18 protein-coding genes are annotated in these 17,906 nt (G+C 50.3%); 17 read left to right on the top strand and 1 reads right to left on the bottom strand.

Going from position 1 to position 17,906, the window contains the following annotated elements; genetic code table 11:
- Positions 1-322 precede the first annotated feature (322 nt).
- Positions 323-2,101 (bottom strand): M4 family metallopeptidase, encoded by a 1,779-nt coding sequence (locus MKX59_RS06215; protein ID WP_068941807.1) that lies wholly within the window; start codon positions 2,099-2,101, stop codon positions 323-325.
- A gap of 559 nt (positions 2,102-2,660) precedes the next feature.
- Here MKX59_RS06215 and MKX59_RS06220 point away from each other — a divergent pair.
- From MKX59_RS06220 to MKX59_RS06300, 17 genes are all read left to right on the top strand, one after another.
- Positions 2,661-3,599, top strand: coding sequence for a glycosyltransferase family 2 protein (locus MKX59_RS06220; protein WP_023990116.1), 939 nt, complete (start codon positions 2,661-2,663; stop codon positions 3,597-3,599).
- Complete coding sequence (locus MKX59_RS06225) at positions 3,596-4,531, top strand: glycosyltransferase family 2 protein (RefSeq protein ID WP_023990115.1); 936 nt, start codon at positions 3,596-3,598, stop codon at positions 4,529-4,531. The genes MKX59_RS06220 and MKX59_RS06225 overlap by 4 nt, the downstream gene beginning before the upstream one ends.
- The gene (locus MKX59_RS06230) at positions 4,528-5,328 is read left to right on the top strand and encodes a glycosyltransferase family 2 protein (protein ID WP_023990114.1); all 801 of its coding nucleotides are present in this window, start codon (positions 4,528-4,530) and stop codon (positions 5,326-5,328) included. The genes MKX59_RS06225 and MKX59_RS06230 overlap by 4 nt, the downstream gene beginning before the upstream one ends.
- Positions 5,325-6,056: a sugar phosphate nucleotidyltransferase gene (locus MKX59_RS06235; protein ID WP_068941805.1), complete on the top strand. Its 732-nt coding sequence runs from the start codon at positions 5,325-5,327 to the stop codon at positions 6,054-6,056. Before MKX59_RS06230 ends, MKX59_RS06235 begins: the two co-directional genes overlap by 4 nt.
- Positions 6,057-6,128: 72 nt before the next feature.
- On the top strand, positions 6,129-7,589 hold the full coding sequence (locus tag MKX59_RS06240; RefSeq protein ID WP_023990112.1) for a glycosyltransferase family 2 protein: 1,461 nt from the start codon (positions 6,129-6,131) through the stop codon (positions 7,587-7,589).
- A 119-nt stretch (positions 7,590-7,708) separates the two neighbouring features.
- Entirely contained in the window at positions 7,709-7,996 is a 288-nt protein-coding gene (locus MKX59_RS06245; protein ID WP_013311765.1) for a hypothetical protein, read from the top strand.
- Between the two features lie 29 nt (positions 7,997-8,025).
- The gene (locus MKX59_RS06250) at positions 8,026-8,358 is read left to right on the top strand and encodes a hypothetical protein (RefSeq protein ID WP_023990111.1); all 333 of its coding nucleotides are present in this window, start codon (positions 8,026-8,028) and stop codon (positions 8,356-8,358) included.
- Positions 8,358-8,708, top strand: coding sequence for a hypothetical protein (locus tag MKX59_RS06255; protein ID WP_013311763.1), 351 nt, complete (start codon positions 8,358-8,360; stop codon positions 8,706-8,708). Before MKX59_RS06250 ends, MKX59_RS06255 begins: the two co-directional genes overlap by 1 nt.
- The gene (locus MKX59_RS06260) at positions 8,656-9,015 is read left to right on the top strand and encodes a hypothetical protein (protein WP_028541471.1); all 360 of its coding nucleotides are present in this window, start codon (positions 8,656-8,658) and stop codon (positions 9,013-9,015) included. The genes MKX59_RS06255 and MKX59_RS06260 overlap by 53 nt, the downstream gene beginning before the upstream one ends.
- A 180-nt stretch (positions 9,016-9,195) precedes the next feature.
- On the top strand, positions 9,196-10,287 hold the full coding sequence (locus tag MKX59_RS06265) for a CgeB family protein (protein ID WP_023990109.1): 1,092 nt from the start codon (positions 9,196-9,198) through the stop codon (positions 10,285-10,287).
- 33 nt (positions 10,288-10,320) lie between these two features.
- Complete coding sequence (locus MKX59_RS06270) at positions 10,321-11,454, top strand: CgeB family protein (RefSeq protein WP_023990108.1); 1,134 nt, start codon at positions 10,321-10,323, stop codon at positions 11,452-11,454.
- A gap of 60 nt (positions 11,455-11,514) precedes the next feature.
- On the top strand, positions 11,515-13,176 hold the full coding sequence (locus MKX59_RS06275) for a glycosyltransferase (RefSeq protein WP_023990107.1): 1,662 nt from the start codon (positions 11,515-11,517) through the stop codon (positions 13,174-13,176).
- Between the two features lie 121 nt (positions 13,177-13,297).
- Positions 13,298-14,389 (top strand): non-hydrolyzing UDP-N-acetylglucosamine 2-epimerase, encoded by a 1,092-nt coding sequence (gene wecB / locus MKX59_RS06280; RefSeq protein ID WP_023990106.1) that lies wholly within the window; start codon positions 13,298-13,300, stop codon positions 14,387-14,389.
- Positions 14,382-15,368, top strand: coding sequence for a polysaccharide biosynthesis protein (locus tag MKX59_RS06285; RefSeq protein ID WP_025722608.1), 987 nt, complete (start codon positions 14,382-14,384; stop codon positions 15,366-15,368). Before wecB ends, MKX59_RS06285 begins: the two co-directional genes overlap by 8 nt.
- On the top strand, positions 15,365-16,219 hold the full coding sequence (locus tag MKX59_RS06290) for a dTDP-4-dehydrorhamnose reductase family protein (RefSeq protein WP_340857808.1): 855 nt from the start codon (positions 15,365-15,367) through the stop codon (positions 16,217-16,219). Before MKX59_RS06285 ends, MKX59_RS06290 begins: the two co-directional genes overlap by 4 nt.
- A complete protein-coding gene (locus tag MKX59_RS06295; RefSeq protein ID WP_103744851.1) occupies positions 16,180-17,178 on the top strand; it encodes an NAD-dependent epimerase/dehydratase family protein in 999 nt (332 codons plus the stop codon). The genes MKX59_RS06290 and MKX59_RS06295 overlap by 40 nt, the downstream gene beginning before the upstream one ends.
- A complete protein-coding gene (locus MKX59_RS06300; protein ID WP_028541477.1) occupies positions 17,175-17,891 on the top strand; it encodes a glycosyltransferase in 717 nt (238 codons plus the stop codon). The genes MKX59_RS06295 and MKX59_RS06300 overlap by 4 nt, the downstream gene beginning before the upstream one ends.
- The last annotated feature ends 15 nt before the right edge of the window (positions 17,892-17,906 follow it).

Here is a 17,906-nt window from a genome sequence, read left to right on the forward strand (position 1 = left end):
TTTTTGCAATCTCATCGTCTTGGCTCTGATATTAGCACAGAGGTTGTCGAACGAGAAGGTTAATTTTACAAAATACCCCAAAATGAATCTTTAGTCCCTGATTTACTGTTTATTTGTCTTATTTAGTCGAAAATGATCGAAGGGACCCGATGAACAAGAAAAGGGCGCCCCTTTGAGGGGACGCCATAAATAAGGGGGGAAGGGGCGCAGACTTGTACACTGCACCCCTATTTTTTCGTCCATTGTATGAGTCAGGGCCAAGTGACAGTTGCACAACGGCAAAGGTCTATGGACGGGATATGAGGATTATAGCGTATATGATTTAGTTTACGCCTACAGCGTCAAAAGATTTGGCAGCTGCAGTTGCTTCTGCTGAGTTCGCACCGTACTGATCTTTTGCTGCTTGGATCACAGCAGCGCGTGCGTTGGAGAAGTCGGAAGAAGAAGTCAGGTAGTTCGTAAAGGCACTATAGTAAATTTGAACCGCTGCATCGCGGCCAATTCCATTTACAGTTACGCCATGGAAAGTACCACCTTGTGCTAACAGATAGTAGGCTTTATTGATAATACCGCTGTTCGTATGAACGCCGCCGTTATCGGAGCTGCCTGTATACAAGTTGGAATAGTGATCTGGTTGATCGTACAGGGTAGGATTGGACATAGAGCGCAGAGCATCGCCTGCAATGTTTGGCGTATAAATATCATCGCCTACAAGCCAATTTTTACGCTGAATGTCATTACCGATGACGTCCGAGAAAGCCTCATTCAATGCACCGGACTCTCCGTAATACTCCAAATTCGAAGTATACTCTGTGACACCGTGCGTAAGTTCATGACCTACCACATCGGGGTCCCCGCTGAATGCGATAAATGTGCTACCGTCCCCGTCTCCATAAGTCATTTGGGAGCCATTCCAGAAGGCGTTGTTGTAACGGCTACCGTAATGGACTGTCGAACGGAGTTGCAGCCCGCGTCCGTCAATGCTGTTGCGTCCAAATTTGGCCTTATAGTAATCATATGTTTTGGCAGCATACGTATGGGCATCCACGCCGGCTGGATCATTCCATACATTATCGGCATCGGTCAGAATGGTACCTGGGATGCTTTGACGGTTGGAGGCCGTGTAGGTCACAACCCCGTTACCGCGTGTTGTATCTTTTAACTGGTAGCTACTTCCGGAAGCAGTTGTGGTGAATGATTTGGTATCACCAAGCACACCTTTACCTGTGCCTGTCGCTTCATTAATGATGTCATACTGGAATACGATGCTGCCATCATTGGCATCAATAATGTAGCGAGTACGCAGTGGGGCAGGTTCTAAAACATTGACTTCTGTTACATAAACCAGCTGCAGGTCATCCCCTTTAGGATAGAAGTACAGATCGGCTTTAGGATCTACTTCTGGCTGCAGATTAGCGATTTTGGCAATGGAACTTTTTTCTGCTTCCACCGCTTCAATTTTGCTATCTTTCAGGGCAGATGCTTTATCAAGACTCAGCTCGTCCTTATCAGTAGATAGCGTTTTTTCGTTGTTAGATGCTTCGGCGTAAGTGTCTTTGCTTACACTGCTTTGTTCCTCAACATCTTTAGAAATCGTATCGTCGGAGGTAGGGAGGGCTTCAATCCGTGCAGCTGCTTCTTTATATGCAGTGTAGACCGCTTCAGAAGCGCTGATTTTTGGAGTTGTACCTTGCGTAGCTTCAGCTTGCTGATCCTCAGTAACCACCGCTCCTAAGTAAGAGGTGACCTCACCAGATTTGCCCACATGAATAGTCTGTTCAGCTCCATATACGGGAATCCCGTTTACATACTGTTTCAGCCGATAATGGCTCACACCGGACTTGTCGCTTGTGCGATCAACGATTCGGAATTGTTCACGTACACTAGAGTCGTTCGCACCCAGTAACGATTTCTTTTGCCGATTCAAATAGCTCCATACAATGTCGTCCCCCGATACCGAGGAAGGGGCTTTCCATTGCTCGGCGTGAAAGGTCGGTGTAAGCTGAGTTGGCCCCGAAACGGAACTCTCCGCTGATGCACCAGACGCGACAGACCCTAATAACATAGCTCCTCCAAGAAGCGAAACCCATACTTTTTTCATTAAAAATTCACTCTCCTCGATTAATGTCAGGATGAATCATCCTGTCTTGAATAAGGCATTGCGCCATTTATGTAGGTCGTGTTGTCGTCTGGAATAGAAGAAAATGGAACATGAAGAGAAATACCGAAGTGTTTTTCATGAAGCGTACGTGAAAAGAGGGTACTGCAATATGAAGCATGTAGCCTAAAAAGGTGACAAACTCCTCCTTTCCTGTCGTATATAAAGAAAATAGAATAATGGTGGATAATGGAAAAAGTTGTCTTATGCAAAAAAAACAAATGTTGATTTTTTGAACTCCCATCATCTGGCTCTGATATTAGCACAGAGAATGACGGACGAGAAGATCTATGTCACAAATTTATCCAAAATGATTCTTTAGACCCTAATAACTCATTTATTTAATAGGATTAATAAGTTTTGTAAAATAAAGTCGAAAATTGCTGTGTCGAAAAGACTCCACGATTGCCGTTACACACGGCTTTTGGACCGCATAGGTTATGTTGAACTGTCCTAATCATGCTGTCCATCTATACAGCAGGAAGGGAGGTGAGACGGGAGCATGAAGAAGCAGGGAAGAGCTGGATACAAGATCAAACGGAGGCGGCATTCCGGCGCTTACTATCATTCCAAGATGTGGCTGCCGTTACGAATGCCGAACATGCATAAGAATCCGGTAACCCCTGCCATGAGGGAGGTACTCGACACGGAGAGAGGGGCACAGAGCGGAGAAGAGCGACCATCTGAACTGTCATCAGTGGGAAAGTTTTTCGTATCTGTCATTATCCCGGCCATGAATGAGCAAAAAAAAATCGGAGCTGTGATTCGCGAAGCGCGCCGTGTCCATCCACATACAGAGGTTATCGTCGTTGAGAACGGATCACACGATAGAACGGCGAAGGTGGCAGCAGCGGCGGGAGCTCGTGTACTTTCTTTCCCGGAACCGCTCGGACATGATGTTGGCCGTCGTATTGGAGCGGAGGCAGCATCCGGACAGATCCTGCTTTTCCTGGATGGGGATATCGTCATTCCCTGCGTTAGACTCCGGCCGTTTATACACGCCATATGTGCAGGGGCGGATGTGGTGCTGAATGATTACCATGGACCTGTGAATCGTACGCCCGTACATCCTGTAGTGGAGGCAAAGCATGTATTGAATATCTTGTCGAATCGTGCTGATTTAGGGGGAGCATCTATGACTGGCATTCCACACGCCATAAGTCAAAAGGCTCTAAAGGAAATAGGTCTAAAGCCCTTGGAGAAACCTCCTTTATTTCAAGCTATGTCCATCGCCTCCGGGTTACGAGTGGTGACTGTATATGGAATAGCTGTCGGTAAAATAAATGCGACACGTAAAAAACAGAACGGCAAGGACCCGCTGGCAGATGTAATTGTTCAGGATCATCTGGATGCCATTGCCTGGCTTACATCGCGTCTGGGAACGCGTGCGGGATATACGGATTTGGGGCGCAAACGGATCAGAGACGAGGTGAAACTGTGAGTAGACAGTATCGCAGAGGGAAGCGTGAAGAACCGAGCTGGGGGATCAGACGTGTTCAGCGAAAACGAGGAACGACGACTTCAATGCATAGCCGTAGGGTGAGAAAGCCCACACCTCGGGCGAAAGGAATGACCGAAGTGACTCCGCCTGTGGAACGCGAAGTTCCGGGAGATATTGTGTTACAGGGAACGGCAGCGGCCGTGGTCAGCGCCTGTAATGAAGAGTCAACGATTGACCGGGTACTGGGCGAGCTGGAAAAACTTCCGTTTACGGATATCATTGTCGTATTGAACGGCTGCACGGACGGCACGCGCTCCACCGTAGCCAAACATCATCCCAGTGTGACTCTCGTCAACGTGCCGGATCGACTGGGGCATGATGTTGGCCGTGCAGTAGGCGCGCGTATGACGCAGGCTGATATTGTGCTGTTCGTGGACGGAGATTTGCCGATTCCAGCATCTGATTTGTTACCTTTTCTCCACGCGGTGGATCAGGGAACGGATGTTGCGCTTAATGATCTGGGCAGACATTTGCCGCCCTATGCCCAGCAGGACAGCGTGACACGGTGCAAAGCATTCCTGAATCGCGTACTACGCAGGCCGGATCTGGGAGCAAGCTCATTGACTGCCGTACCGCATGCCTTATCTCGGCGTTTACTGGATCAGCTTGGCTCAGCCGTGCTTGCCGTACCGCCAAAAGCCCACGCCATGGCAATTCTGCATGGCATGATCGTGGCGGCAGTACATGCTGTCGATGTCATTAAAACAAACCGTAAGCGGACCTTCAATGTTGGCAAAGGGAACGCTATGGAACAGTTGATCGTCGGTGATCATGCAGAGGCACTGACGGCGGTGTTTCAGGTAGCCGGGTATTCCCCGCTCGGGCCTGTTCCAACACGGGTAGACGTTGCCAAAGGGAGGAATGCACAATGAGTCTGACGAGCATCATTATTCCGACTTATAACGGCCTGCATCTGTTAAAGCCGTGCATTGAGGCGATTCGGACACATACGATAGATGTACCGTATGAAATCATTGTTGTGGACAACGCTTCGAATGACGGAACGGATGATTTTTGCGCATCCGAGCGGCTGATCAGCATACGTCTTCCTGAAAACAGAGGCTTTCCAGCAGCATGTAATACGGGGCTCCGGCTGGCTTCCGGTGACCAGTTCGTTATTTTAAACAATGATGTGACGGTTACGCGGGGATGGCTATCGAATATGTTGGCTGCATTGCAGAGCGAAAGCATAGTGGGATTGGTGGGACCGGTGACGAATTACGTCAGCGGTATTCAGCAGATACACGGATTAGAAGGAGATTTGGCCAGTTGTCTGAGATATGCGGAGCAGAATAATGCAAGTAATCCCTCCAGATGGCAGGAGGTCAAGCGGTTGGTCGGATTTTGTTTGCTGTTCCGGCGCGATCTGATGGAACGGATCGGATTGCTGGATGAACGGTTCAGCCCCGGACATTATGAGGATGACGATTATTGTCTACGCGCACGCGTGCATGGCTACAAGCTGCTCATGTGCAACGACTGTTTTGTCTATCACGAGGGGAATGCGAGCTTCTCACGCTCGGAAACTTCCTGGATGGAAGAGCTGATCGAGCGGAACTATCGTTTGTTTATAGAGAAATGGAGTATAGATCCCAGAATGTTCATCGAAACTGGAAACGCTGGGGTTGTATGCACTGAACATGCTGTCGAAGGAGGAAGGAAGATATGAAAGGGGTTATTCTCGCAGGAGGAACCGGATCGCGCCTTCATCCGTTGACTACATTACTCAACAAGCATCTGCTTCCGGTCGGCAAGTATCCCATGATCGTATATGGTATCGAGAGGCTGCGACAGGCGGGGATCACCGATATGCTTATTATTATTGGTAAACAATCGGCCGGACTGTATACCGATTTTTTGGGCAGTGGCAGCGATTATGGTGTCCAACTGACATACCGGATTCAAGAAAAGGCGGGCGGCATTGCGGAAGCACTCGAACTGGCAAGAAGCTATATGCAGGCAGAAGAGAAATTCACTGTTTTGTTAGGTGATAATTTGTTCAAGGAAGACTTGGGACCTGTGATCGAACGGTTCAAGCAACAGCCCCCGGGGAGCGCCAGAGTGTTGTTGAAAAAGGTGGCAGATGCTCGTCGTTACGGGGTACCCGTATTTGATCCTGAGCGCCCGGAGAGCATTATGCGGATTGAAGAAAAGCCACAGCATCCCCAATCCAAATATTGCGTTACGGGTATCTATATGTACGATACTGCCGTGTTCGATAAGATCGGGCAAATTATACCTTCGGCACGCGGTGAGCTTGAGATCACGGATGTTAACAACTGTTATGCCGCTGAAGGCAAGCTGGAATATGATATTTTACGGCGCTATTGGAGCGACGCAGGAACCTTCGATTCCCTCCAGGAAGCTGGAGTGAAAATGAAAGGACTTCTACCCTGATCTCAATGAAACACCATCCGGCCGGGCCAGGCATATAGTATAGGCATAATGCCACCCGGAGGAGTGAACGGCATGAAACGCCTGAATATGCAAAGGAAACACAGCAAGCGGCTCGGAAAGAAAGGCTATTGGTCAGGATATAAAAGGGGCCAGGAGCAAGGCAACAGGTTGGGCCAGGCTTCGTTCGGCAAGGTTTTTGAAGGCGTCAGTATTATCATTCCGTCCTGCAATCAGCTTCAACAGCTCCGTGCATGCATTCACCGTATTGAGGAGAATACGAGCCATCCTCACGAAATTATTGTGGTGGACTGCGGCTCGACGGACGGGACATCCACCTATTTGCTCCGTAAAAGCATCGCTGTGCGTTATGCGCTGTTAAAAAAGGATGTTCAAATGATAGGTAGCCTGAATCAGGGGCTGATGATGGCAAAAGGCACAACTATTGTGGTACTGGATCAAAACTCCATGGTGACCCCCGGCTGGTTGGATCGGTTGTTAGCGTGTTTATACAGCGATCCGCGTATCGGTGTTGTTGGGCCTGTAACGAATGGTCCATTCAAAGAACAGCAGATTGAGGTTCCTTATATGAACGAAAATGGAGCACGTCAATTTGCCATGACCTACAATATGCCTAACCCGGATGCATGGCGAGAGACCGAAAGCTTAGCCGGATTTTGTTTATTGCTGCGCAGAGAGACACTGGAAAAAACGGGCTACTGGGACGAAGGCTGCCACAGTACTCAGGAAGCCCATGCAGATTGGCTACTGCGTGTGCGTTTGTTGGGGATACGTATGGCAATTGCCGGCGATGCTTTTATCCATTATGAGGAAAGAGATCGGGATACGGTGTATGCTTTTCCTCAAACGACCGAAAAAAGCGGTTCAATGGAGGAAAGCAGCCGGAACCGATCCTTTTTTGTACAAAAGTGGGGGGACGCGGATAAGCTGTTCCACAACCTGAAATTCAGTACAGCGGAGACGGACGGCCAGATATCAACAGGTAAGGAAACACACGTATCAGCGGCAAGCTTTTATCCCATCGGAGCGGTTGTTCAGGGACCGTCTGGAGCAGTATTTCGGTTAGAGCCGGGAAGAAGGCGGTATCTGCATGGAGTCAGTGCTGCGGGAGGTGAAAATGTGCGCCCTGTTAGAGTGTCTCAGCTGGATTTGTTGGTGCTTCCCTTGGTAGGGAAGCCGGAGGCCACAGTTTCCGGCAGCATTGATGCACCTGTAGCTGAGCCGCCAGAGGAACCCATTCCTGTACTGGCGGCTCCCGATCTGGAGAACATGTCCATGCTGCCCACACTGAATATACCGGCTCAACGCAAGCGATGGATCGAGGTATTGTATGCTGAGGGCGGGCAACTGTATCAAATCGGTAACGGCTGGAAAAGGCCGTTCCTTACCCTGTACGCTGCGATGAGCTGGCGGGCAGAGGACTACCGAATTCAGTTTTTGTCTCCCGGAGATTTGTCGGCTTTGGTGGAGAAGCAGCCTATTATTGCTCCACCAGTGCTGCACGGGCATCTGTAATGATCTGAATAGGCGCTTTTAGGCGGAACCGACTACTCGCTGCGGCATACGCTGTAGTAGCGGAAAGCCCGTAGGTAATTCGTGCGTTCCGCACGGCGGAGCACATAAAGGAGGGGCTTATGCATAACGAGTTAGATGATTTGCTGATCCACATTTCGCACTCGCAGCAGCAGATGTCAAGGTTGTTGGATGCGGAACGTCAGGTGGTTGTGCGCATGGCGCAGATCATACATGAACTGCCAGATGAGGAGCCGCGTTTTGATGGAATTCCGGGCATTCTCGACAGCTCGGGACAAGTAAACAAAAGCATTGTGGCCTATCTGAACGGTATTGCCGATCTTCAGGAAGCAATGGCTGAAATGCTCGTTCGTGTCGTGAAGGAAACGGCATACCCGGAAGAGGAGTAACGTAACAACCGAGGGCAGGGAGTGAACACATGAGTAGGGAACAAGCAATGATTCACATGCTGGACGCAGCCTCCAAAATGCAGCGGAATGTGTCTATGATTCTGGAGGCCAAGGCGGTCGAAGCAGAAAAAGTGCGTAATTGGGCGCTGAACCATCTGGCGCCCCACGCCTTTGAAACCGATGAAGAACAGCTGGGACGACCTTTGGAGATTCACGAGCAAATGGTGGAAATGCTGGAGGGATTAACGCGGCTTCAGACTGGACTTTGCAGCAATCTCAAAGCATTGCTGGATCAGGATGAGCAGCAGGGTGGCGGCATGGAAGGGATGATGGGAGGAATGGGCTCGGGGGATATGAACTAATGAGCATGAGGCGTGAACGTGAGATCAAGCTGGATATGATGGAGTCTATTGCTGCCAGCCAGCACGCCGTTGCTCGGATGCTGACCAGTCTTGCGGACTTGACGCCCCATGCGGATATGTCGGCTACCCGTCTGGAAGAAACCATTCGTATACTCAGCAACTACCAGGGAGAAATCACGCAAATGTTGGCGGGTATTCCATTAAGACGACAGGTATATGGGAAACCGACTAAGCCGTGGCTCCATGTGCCTGTTCAGAAAAATGAAACCACCACGAGAAAGCAAAGGAGGAATGAAAATGAGTACAAGGTGGGAACGCGCCACTCGGGACAAAGCCCGCAAAAGACGTAAAGATGCCCGGCGTTCCAGCATGCGGAGATTAAAACGGAGAAGAAGACGTCTCCTTGCTCTAAGACGCCGTAAAAGAGGACTTCATTCTGCACGTAGAAGACATCCTCTTTTGCGGCGGCGGAAAAAACCTCAAGCTAACCCGGCGGCAGCCCCTTCTGCGGACAATCCACAGCCCGGGACTGTTGTATTGGAGCATGATCCGCAGGCATTTCAGCAGGGATATGATGCAGCTTACAACGAGGGTTTCAATTCAGGCTTTGCCAAAGGTTATGAAGATGGACACCAGCTCGCTTACAAAGCTCAGTAAACTGTGCAAATCATCTATTACTGTTCTCCCCCGAAGCTAACAGCTTTGGGGTTATTTGCGGTTCGGCAGTTGGACGGGCAAACGCCAATTTTGTCCGGGCAGTGGCAGTCGTCCATGATGCGTTTGACCCCTCCGCATATAGTTTAGGAGTGACAGAAGTTTATCCCACAACAGGACAGGGTGAAGGATGTGAACGATCAACAAAGCGGAAATGAACGCGAAGCGTACCGATGCGGCTATCGGGAAGGACGCAGAATGGGCGGTTGCACGGCTGCTCTGTCACAGGTCGTGGCAATACAGCCTGCTGTTCGTCATTTGAAAGTGTTATATATTCCGCAAGGTTTCGCAGCTATAGACACAGGTGTGCAAGAGGCATTAGGCCAAATATGCAGCTCATGCGCCATCGGTACGCCTGCTACGATGCTAGCTGACGCCGAGGCTCAACGTCCAGACCTCGTGCTGGTCATGAACGGGCTGCATGTTTTTCCGGCGGATCATCTGGAGCAGGTACAGCAAATACGAGCCCTAGGCATTCGGACGGCCATATGGTTTGTAGATGATCCTTACTTTACGGAGGATACGGCGTTGATCTGTCAATCCTACGATGTCGTATTTACGCACGAAATTTCTTGCCTGCCGTTTTATCGCGATCAGGGAGTAACGAGGGTTCACTATTTGCCGCTGGCTGCGTCAACTCGTATCTTTTATCCCCGGCGGGTAGAGCGGGAACATCAGCATGATATTTGCTTCATTGGAAATGCCTTCTGGAACCGTGTGAAGCTGTTCGACTACCTTGCTCCCTTCTTGGCGGACAAAAGAGTGCTGATCGTAGGTGGGCACTGGGATCGGCTGACCCGGCGGGATGTGCTGGAACGCTTTATCCGTCCAGGTTTTATGGAGCCGGAAGAGACCGCTCAATATTATAACGGCTCCAAAATTGTCATCAATATGCACCGCCCGACAGACCCTGGACTGGATAATCGGAATACACACCAGCTTTCAGCGGAGTCCATCAATCCTCGGACATACGAAATTTCTGCTTGCGGCACGCTTCAAATGACGGATATTCGGAAGGATTTGAGCCGTTATTACCGACCAGGCTATGACATTGAAACCTTCTCTGGAGCAGAGGAGCTGAAAGTGAAGCTGGACTACTATCTCAAGCATGACTGGGAACGCGAACGCATGGCCTGGCGCGCATTGTACACGACTATGCAAAAGCATATGTACTCCAATCGCATGGAAGAACTGCTGGACAAGGCGATGGCCTAAAGTAAACACCATAAACAGTGAGGAGTGAAAGTGATGACGATATCTACGACAGGACCGTATGACCCGGCTGTTCACCAGACGGCGGCAGCCTCCTGGGAAAGGGGGAGAATTGCGGGAGTGCATGACGGATACGACGAAGGATATCTGCGCGGACGTGCTAACGCAATTGTTGGGCGGATGAAAGCAGTTTTCCCTTTTCGACAAATCCATGTACTGTATGTCGTCTCCGGCAAAGGCCTTCCGTATTCTCCGCTGGATGAGGCGGTCATTACCACGTTGCAAAGCATGACGGCTCAGGTTACCGTAACAGACCCACGTCAGCCGGTAGGAGATATTGCCGCTCAGCTCCGTCCGAATCTGATGCTGGCACTGGATGGAATGGATCTTCCGTTGGAGCAGGTTACTGCGGTACGCCAGTTGGGCATCCCCACCGCCATCTGGCTAACGGACGATCCGTATTACACCGACACGACGACCAAAATCGTTACGAATTATGATTATGTGTTCACGTTAGAAATGAACTGCCTGGAGCTGTACCGTCAGTTGGGTTGCACGTCTGTGCACTATTTGCCCTTTGGGGCATTTCTGACTCACTATTTCCCACTCAGCTCGCCCGCTTCGGTACGACGTGAGATTGGGTTTACAGGCTCAGCCTACTGGAACCGCATCTATTTCTTCAATCCGATTATGCCTCAGCTCATGGCCCGTAACATTAAAATCAACGGAATCTGGTGGGATCGTCTCCCGGATTATCAGTCGTATGGTGACAAAATTGAGCTGGGTCGCTGGATGTCTCCGGTCGAGACCAATGATTCGTATAACGGCAGCAAAATCGTAATTAATCTTCATCGTTCCCATCAGGATGATTCGGTGAACAACAACTCACTGAAAATTCCGGGGGCTTCGCCCAACCCGCGCACGTTTGAAATTTCTGCCAGTGGCACGTTGCAACTGACAGATACAAGAGATGATCTGGCTCGTTTTTACAAGCCGGGGGAAGAGATAGAGACCTACAGCTCTCAGCAGGAACTGCTGGAGAAGGTTGAGTTTTATTTAACGCATGAAAAAGAGCGCCATGAGATTGCCCTGCGTGCTCTGGAACGAACCCTGCGGGAGCACACCTATGGTCACCGGATTGACCAACTGTTATCGGTCATATTTCCATAAGGTGATTCACACGTCCGATGGTTGCTATTTTAAAGGAGGTGAACTCCGATCAAGCCGAAAATGATGCTATTCAGCCATGTTAGCAACGTCCGAAGTATTACGGGGGCAGAGAAACTGTTATTGCAATTTTGTCTAGACATGCGTACGTACTTCGATTGTATTCTCGTAACGCCTGGTGAAGGGCGGCTGACCTCAATGGCCCGCAAGCGCGGAATCACCGTTCTGACACAGAACCTGTTCATGCTGCATGGCATGTATACCCCATATGAGGGATTGGCGCAGGATGCGGAGAATTTGCGGACCCATGTGGCGTATGCACCGTTGTTCCAGATGCTTCGGCATGCTCGACCTGATGTGGTGCTGGTCAATACCTGTGTGAACGTCATGCCTGCAATGGCAGCCCAAGAGCTTAATATTCCAGTGATCTGGAAAATAACCGAGGTCATTAACCAGAATGCGCATACGCCCGTTTCTGTTTCTATCATTGAGCGCTATAGCCAATGGGTCATCGGCATTTCGCAAGCTGTAATGCGTCCTTTGCATGGTGGGGGACTGACACGTCCGCATACGGTGTTGTCTCCCTGCCGGGATATGGATATGCCGTCTCCCAAAGAGCATGTGCTGGAACGGAGAAGGAAACGTGAAAAACTGGGGCTGCGGGATTTTCATATTTGCATTGGTTATATTTCTTCCTTTATCTACGAAGCCAAAGGGCTGTTACCTTTTGTCCAAATGGCTCTAAAGCTGTGCGAAACCAATTCGCGGTGTCGTTTCTGGATCATCGGCAGCTCGGTGGACTCGGAATATTACGTAAAATGTGTCTCTTTAATCCGCCAATCTCGTTATAGCCGCCGCTTCCAGTTCAATTCATTCGAGGAATCCGTGTCAACGGCCTATAGCGCAATGGATATTGTTGTGATCCCAAGTATGGTGGAGGAAGGCTTTGGCCTGACCGCCCTGGAAGGGCTAGTTTACGGTAAGCCCGTGGTAGCCTTTGCGCAGGGTGGACTTGTGGAATTGATGGAGGCGACGGGAAATACAGATTTTTTGGTAGAGCCGGGCAACAGCGACATGCTGGCGCAAAAAGTGAGCTATCTGCTCGATCATCCCGAGGAAGTGGAACGGATTGGTGTGCGTAACAACAGTGCGGCTACACGTGTATACGGACCTGATTCCTACCGAAGCAGTCTACACCTCATGGTCAGTCAATGGGTATGTCATCATCCGCATTGGTTCCCGTTGATTCAGCAGCCAGGTGGACCAGTATGGACGAGGGAAGGCGAAGGACTGCGTCAGGTCACTGCTATACCGGAGGGATATACCAGCACGATTCGAGAATTTCCCGAATCGGTGGTGTGTCAACTGCCTGTGCTGGGTCTGCCGCCAATCGAATATGCAGCCATTCAGGGCTTGCCACAACCACCATCCCCTTTACCTGAGTCGCCGCCCGAATTGCTCCGCGGCAAGCGTAGTGTTCGGGCGAGATGGCCAAAGGGCCGCAAGCGTACCAGATTGCGGAATCGCAGGTATAAGAGAAGCGGCGGCAAGAGTCGCCTCAAGAAAATTCACGGGTCCCCGTTGTCGAAGGGACTTTATCCGAAAACCAAGTCCAGACAGAAGCTCAAGCGGAAATTCAAGCACCGGTCACGACGGCACAACGCGCACAAGCAGAAGCGAGTCACACTCAAGGCTGGACAGCATATAAAACAACGGTCCGGGTGAATCTACGCCGGACCGTTGAGATGAACGTTAAGCTGGAGCACAGCCAGTCTGCTGGATGGCTATCATTCATTGAACGCCACAATTCAATGAAACAACGACAGCAAAGGTGGGTTCCAAAACCATGAAAATATTGACCGTGCTCGGCACAAGACCGGAAATTATACGGCTCAGCCTGATCATTCCGAAGCTGGACCGCCATGCAGATGAACATGTGCTTGTGCATACGGGCCAAAATTACACCGAAAGCCTGAGCGGGCAGTTCTTTCGCGAGCTGGGACTGCGTGCCCCGGATTATGTACTTCAGGAGAAAGCGGGGACACTGGGCAAACAGTTGTCCGTCATGTACTCGCAGATGGAGGATATTTTAAACAAGGAACGCCCTGATCATGTGTTATTGCTCGGTGATACGAACAGCGCCTTATGTGCTTTGCTTGCGGAACGTATGGGTTACCCGGTCGTGCATATGGAGGCGGGGAACCGCTGTTATGATCTGGATGTGCCGGAGGAGAAGAATCGGCGTGTCATTGATGCAATATCTAGCATTAATATGCCTTATACGGAGCAAAGCAAGCAGCACCTACTACGCGAAGGCTTTCCAAGTCAACGAATTATACTGACTGGAAATCCGATCTACGAAGTGATGCAGCACTATAAGAAAGAGGTATCGGGCAGTGGAATTTTGAAAAAGTTGGGACTGTCGCCGGGAGAATATTTCCTGGTCACTGCCCACAGAGCTGAAAATGTCGACCATCCACCGCATTTGCTGGCTATTTTAGATGGTCTTAACCGGGTAGCCCAGCAGTTCGGGCAGCGGGTCATTTGCAGTATTCATCCCCGCACTGCCGCCCGAATCGCAAGCCATCCGCCGATCCAGCTTGACCCGCTAGTGGAATTTCACGAACCGTTCGGTTTTTTTGACTTCGTTCTGCTGGAGCGGCATGCCCGCTGCGCTTTGACGGACAGTGGTACCGTACAGGAAGAATGCTGTGTCATGGGGGTACCGACGGTTACGATGCGCCGGACGACCGAACGGCCGGAAACGGTAGATTGCGGCAGCAATATCGTGTCTGGTCTTGATGGCGAGGTTATAGCAAACGCGGTAGCCATAATGACCGGGATGACCCATAAGTGGCAATGTCCTGCGGGCTATCTGGCGGAAGATGTGTCGGATAAGGTAGTTAAATTTCTGCTTGGAGGGAAACGGCATGTTTGAAAACCAACGTATCTTGGTTACCGGCGGTACCGGCTCCTGGGGGCATGAGCTGGTTGCCCAGTTACTGCCGCGTAACCCCAAAGAGGTCATTATCTTTTCACGTGGAGAATCCAGTCAGGTTGCCATGAACAGGCAGTTTGAGGATGAACGACTCAGCTTCTGTATTGGAGATATTCGGGATAAGGATGCGCTGACTACCGCTTGTCAAGGAGTGGACTATGTATTTCATTTAGCAGCGCTCAAGCACGTTCCCGTCTGTGAGGATCAGCCCTATGAGGCACTCAAAACCAATGTAGTAGGCACCCAAAACGTGATCGAGGCCGCTGTTGCCAATCAGGTAAAGAAAGTCATTTATATATCGACTGACAAGGCCGCAAATCCGTCTAATTTTTACGGCATGACGAAGGCGATTGGAGAAAAACTGATTGTTTACGCCAATCTGCTGAATAGCGATACACGTTTCGTGACGGTGCGCGGCGGTAATGTTTTGGGCACAAACGGAAGCGTGGTGCATCTGTTCCAAAGCCAGATTCGCCAAAAGGGTAAGGTTTCGATCACAGATATGAACATGACCCGCTTCTTCCTGACCTTGCGTGATGCGATCAGTCTCCTGTTCAAAGCCTCGGTGGAAAGTGTCGGCGGGGAAATTTTTATTATGACCATGCCAACCTGCCGTATTGTGGACTTGGCTGAGGTGCTCATTGAGGATTCAGGTGTGGAAAACGTAGAAATTGTAGAAAAAGGTGTGCGTCCCGGCGAGAAAATTCATGAAATTCTGATGAGTGACTTTGAAAGCCTGACGACGGTAGTCTATGACGAGCAATATTTGGTTATTCTCCCAACGCTGAATATTCCTCAATTAAAGGACCGCTATACTCAGTGCCCTCCGGTGTCGTTCAGCAGCTTTAGCTCGGAGTTCAATTTGATGTCCAAAGAGGAGATTCGCAGCATTCTCCAAAGCGGGGGGTTCATCAAATGAAGCTGCTTATTTTGGGTGGTAACGGCATGGCGGGCCATGTTCTGGTTAGGTATTTCCAAAACCAGAGCGGGTATAACGTGTTCTACACCACCCGTGATCCCGAAAATAAAGGCGGTCTGCTGCTGGATGTAAAGGACAGCTTTATGGTGGAGCAGCTGGTACGGAGTGTACGGCCAGACGTTATTATTAACGCGGTAGGCGTACTGAATCAGCATGCTGGGGAGAATCAGATCGCAGCATACCAAATCAATGGATTGCTGCCACATCTTCTCCGGCGAACAGCGGACAGTATCGGTGCCCGACTGATTCATATCAGCACGGATTGCGTATTCGAGGGAAATCGGGTACCAGGTTTATATAAAGAGACGGATCAACCCGATGGGACAAGTGCCTATGCTTTGACGAAAATACTCGGAGAAGTAAAGGCCGTAGGGCATCTGACTATCCGTACCTCCATTATCGGGCCGGAAATTCGGCCGGGAGGCATTGGTCTGCTGCACTGGTTCTTGCAGCAGAGCGGAGACGTTAACGGGTATCGCCGGGTCTTTTGGAACGGGGTTACGACGCTGGAATTAGCGAAGGCGATACAGGTGCAGATGAATGAGCCGCTGGACGGACTCATTCATCTGGTTCACCCTGAACCGATCAGCAAGCATGGTTTGCTGCTGCTGTTCAAAGACATCTGGAATAGGGAGGATATTCGGATCGTGCCGAAAGATGAGCCGGTGCAGGACCGGACGCTTCGTTCTACCCGGGCCGATCTGCTCTACGATGTTCCTCACTACAGCATCATGCTGAAGGAGCTGCTGGAATGGACGGAAGCACAGCGGAACAACGTCGGCCTGTCATAGTCATTACCGGAGCGGCGGGCTATACCGGGATGCATGCCTGCCGCCATTTTGCAAAGCTCGGCTGGGAGGTAGCGGCGCTGACTCGCACTGTCGCTTCAGTCTCAGAACTGATCTTATTGGCTCGCGATGATGAAAATAACAGTCCAGAGGCGGAGACCCGTAACTGTATTACGCCTTACGTGTGTGACTTGCTCGACAAGAAACGTCTGGGCGAAGTCATTAGACAGATTGCACCGGATTATGTGCTTCACCTGGGTGGTAAAAATTCCGTCCCTGAATCTTGGCAGAGTCCCTTGCTATACATGGAATCCAATGTACTGTCCACCCTGTATCTGCTCGATGTACTGCGACCTTTCCCCAAAGCCAGAATTGTCGTGGCGGGCTCTCGGCTAAAGACGGCTTTGCAGGCTCCGTATCATCCAACTCATCCATACAGCCTTAGCAAAAGCCTTCAAGAGGCAGTCGCGCTCTCGTGGGGCGCGCTGTTCGAACAATCCGTCATGCTGGCAGAGCCTTGCAACTTGATCGGTCCGGGTCCATCTACCGGATTTTGTGCATTACTCGCGGGGTATATCGTTCAGACGGAACGTCTGCAGGGGCAGTCCGTAACTGAAACTGCCCCGTTCCGGGTATCTTCCCGACATGCGCAACGTGATTTCCTCGACGTTCGTGATGCCGTTCGCGCATACGGTGTGCTATTGGAACAGGGGGTGCCAGGCCGAGTTTACTCGGTCTGCACAGGCCGCATTGTGGAACTGGGCAATATCGTGGAACGTATGATTGCGCTGGCCAAAACATCTATTCCCATACAATGGGGGGATGTGGAAGAGTCAGCATCCACTGAGGCATACCGTGCGAAAGAGCTGGAGGACATGGGCTGGAAGCCGACCATACAGCTGGGGCAATCTCTGGAGGATATGATTCAATACCGCCGAGCTGGAAAGGAAGGAACGATATGAGACCGAAAGTAACGATCGTCATTCCCTTTTATAACTGTGCCTATGTGGATCAGGCTTTGCAAAGTGCACTAGAGCAAACTTATGGGCCCCTCGAGATTATTGTCGTCGATGACGGGTCCACGGAACATGTTGATATGCTTCAGGCCTATCTTCCGTATATACATTATTTGGGCAAATCCAACGGTGGAACAGCCAGCGCCCTGAATCATGGTATCCGACATGCCAGCGGGGAATATATTGCCTGGCTCAGCTCCGACGATACCTATCATAGGGACAAAATTAATAATCAGGTTTCTTTTATGGTGGAAAACGGTGCGTACATCTCCCACACCAATTTCAATTTCATCAATCAATACAGCCAAGTCACAAGTTATCAGGCAGCCGCCGTGTTTCCGTCTATGACGGAGTTTTACCGTTTTTTTCAGCAAGGAAATCCGGTTAATGGATGCACGGTTATGTTTAAAAAGGAACTGTTTGCACATATCGGTTTGTTTGATGAACTGCTGCCGTACACACATGATCTGGATATGTGGTACCGAGTAATGATAGCGGGATATCCATTTCCTTTTCTGAACGAGTCCTTGGTTAACTACCGCTGGCATGATGAAATGGGAACCAAAAAACATTGGCCCGCTGTGGAGCGGGAGTACAACATAACCCAAGCGCGTTATCGAGATCGCTTCAGTCAGGTATTGAGCGGTTTATCCTCATGAAGCCGAAAGTCTGTC

It is taken from the genome of Paenibacillus sp. FSL R7-0340 (assembly GCF_038002205.1).
In the GTDB taxonomy this organism is placed as follows: domain Bacteria; phylum Bacillota; class Bacilli; order Paenibacillales; family Paenibacillaceae; genus Paenibacillus; species Paenibacillus polymyxa_B.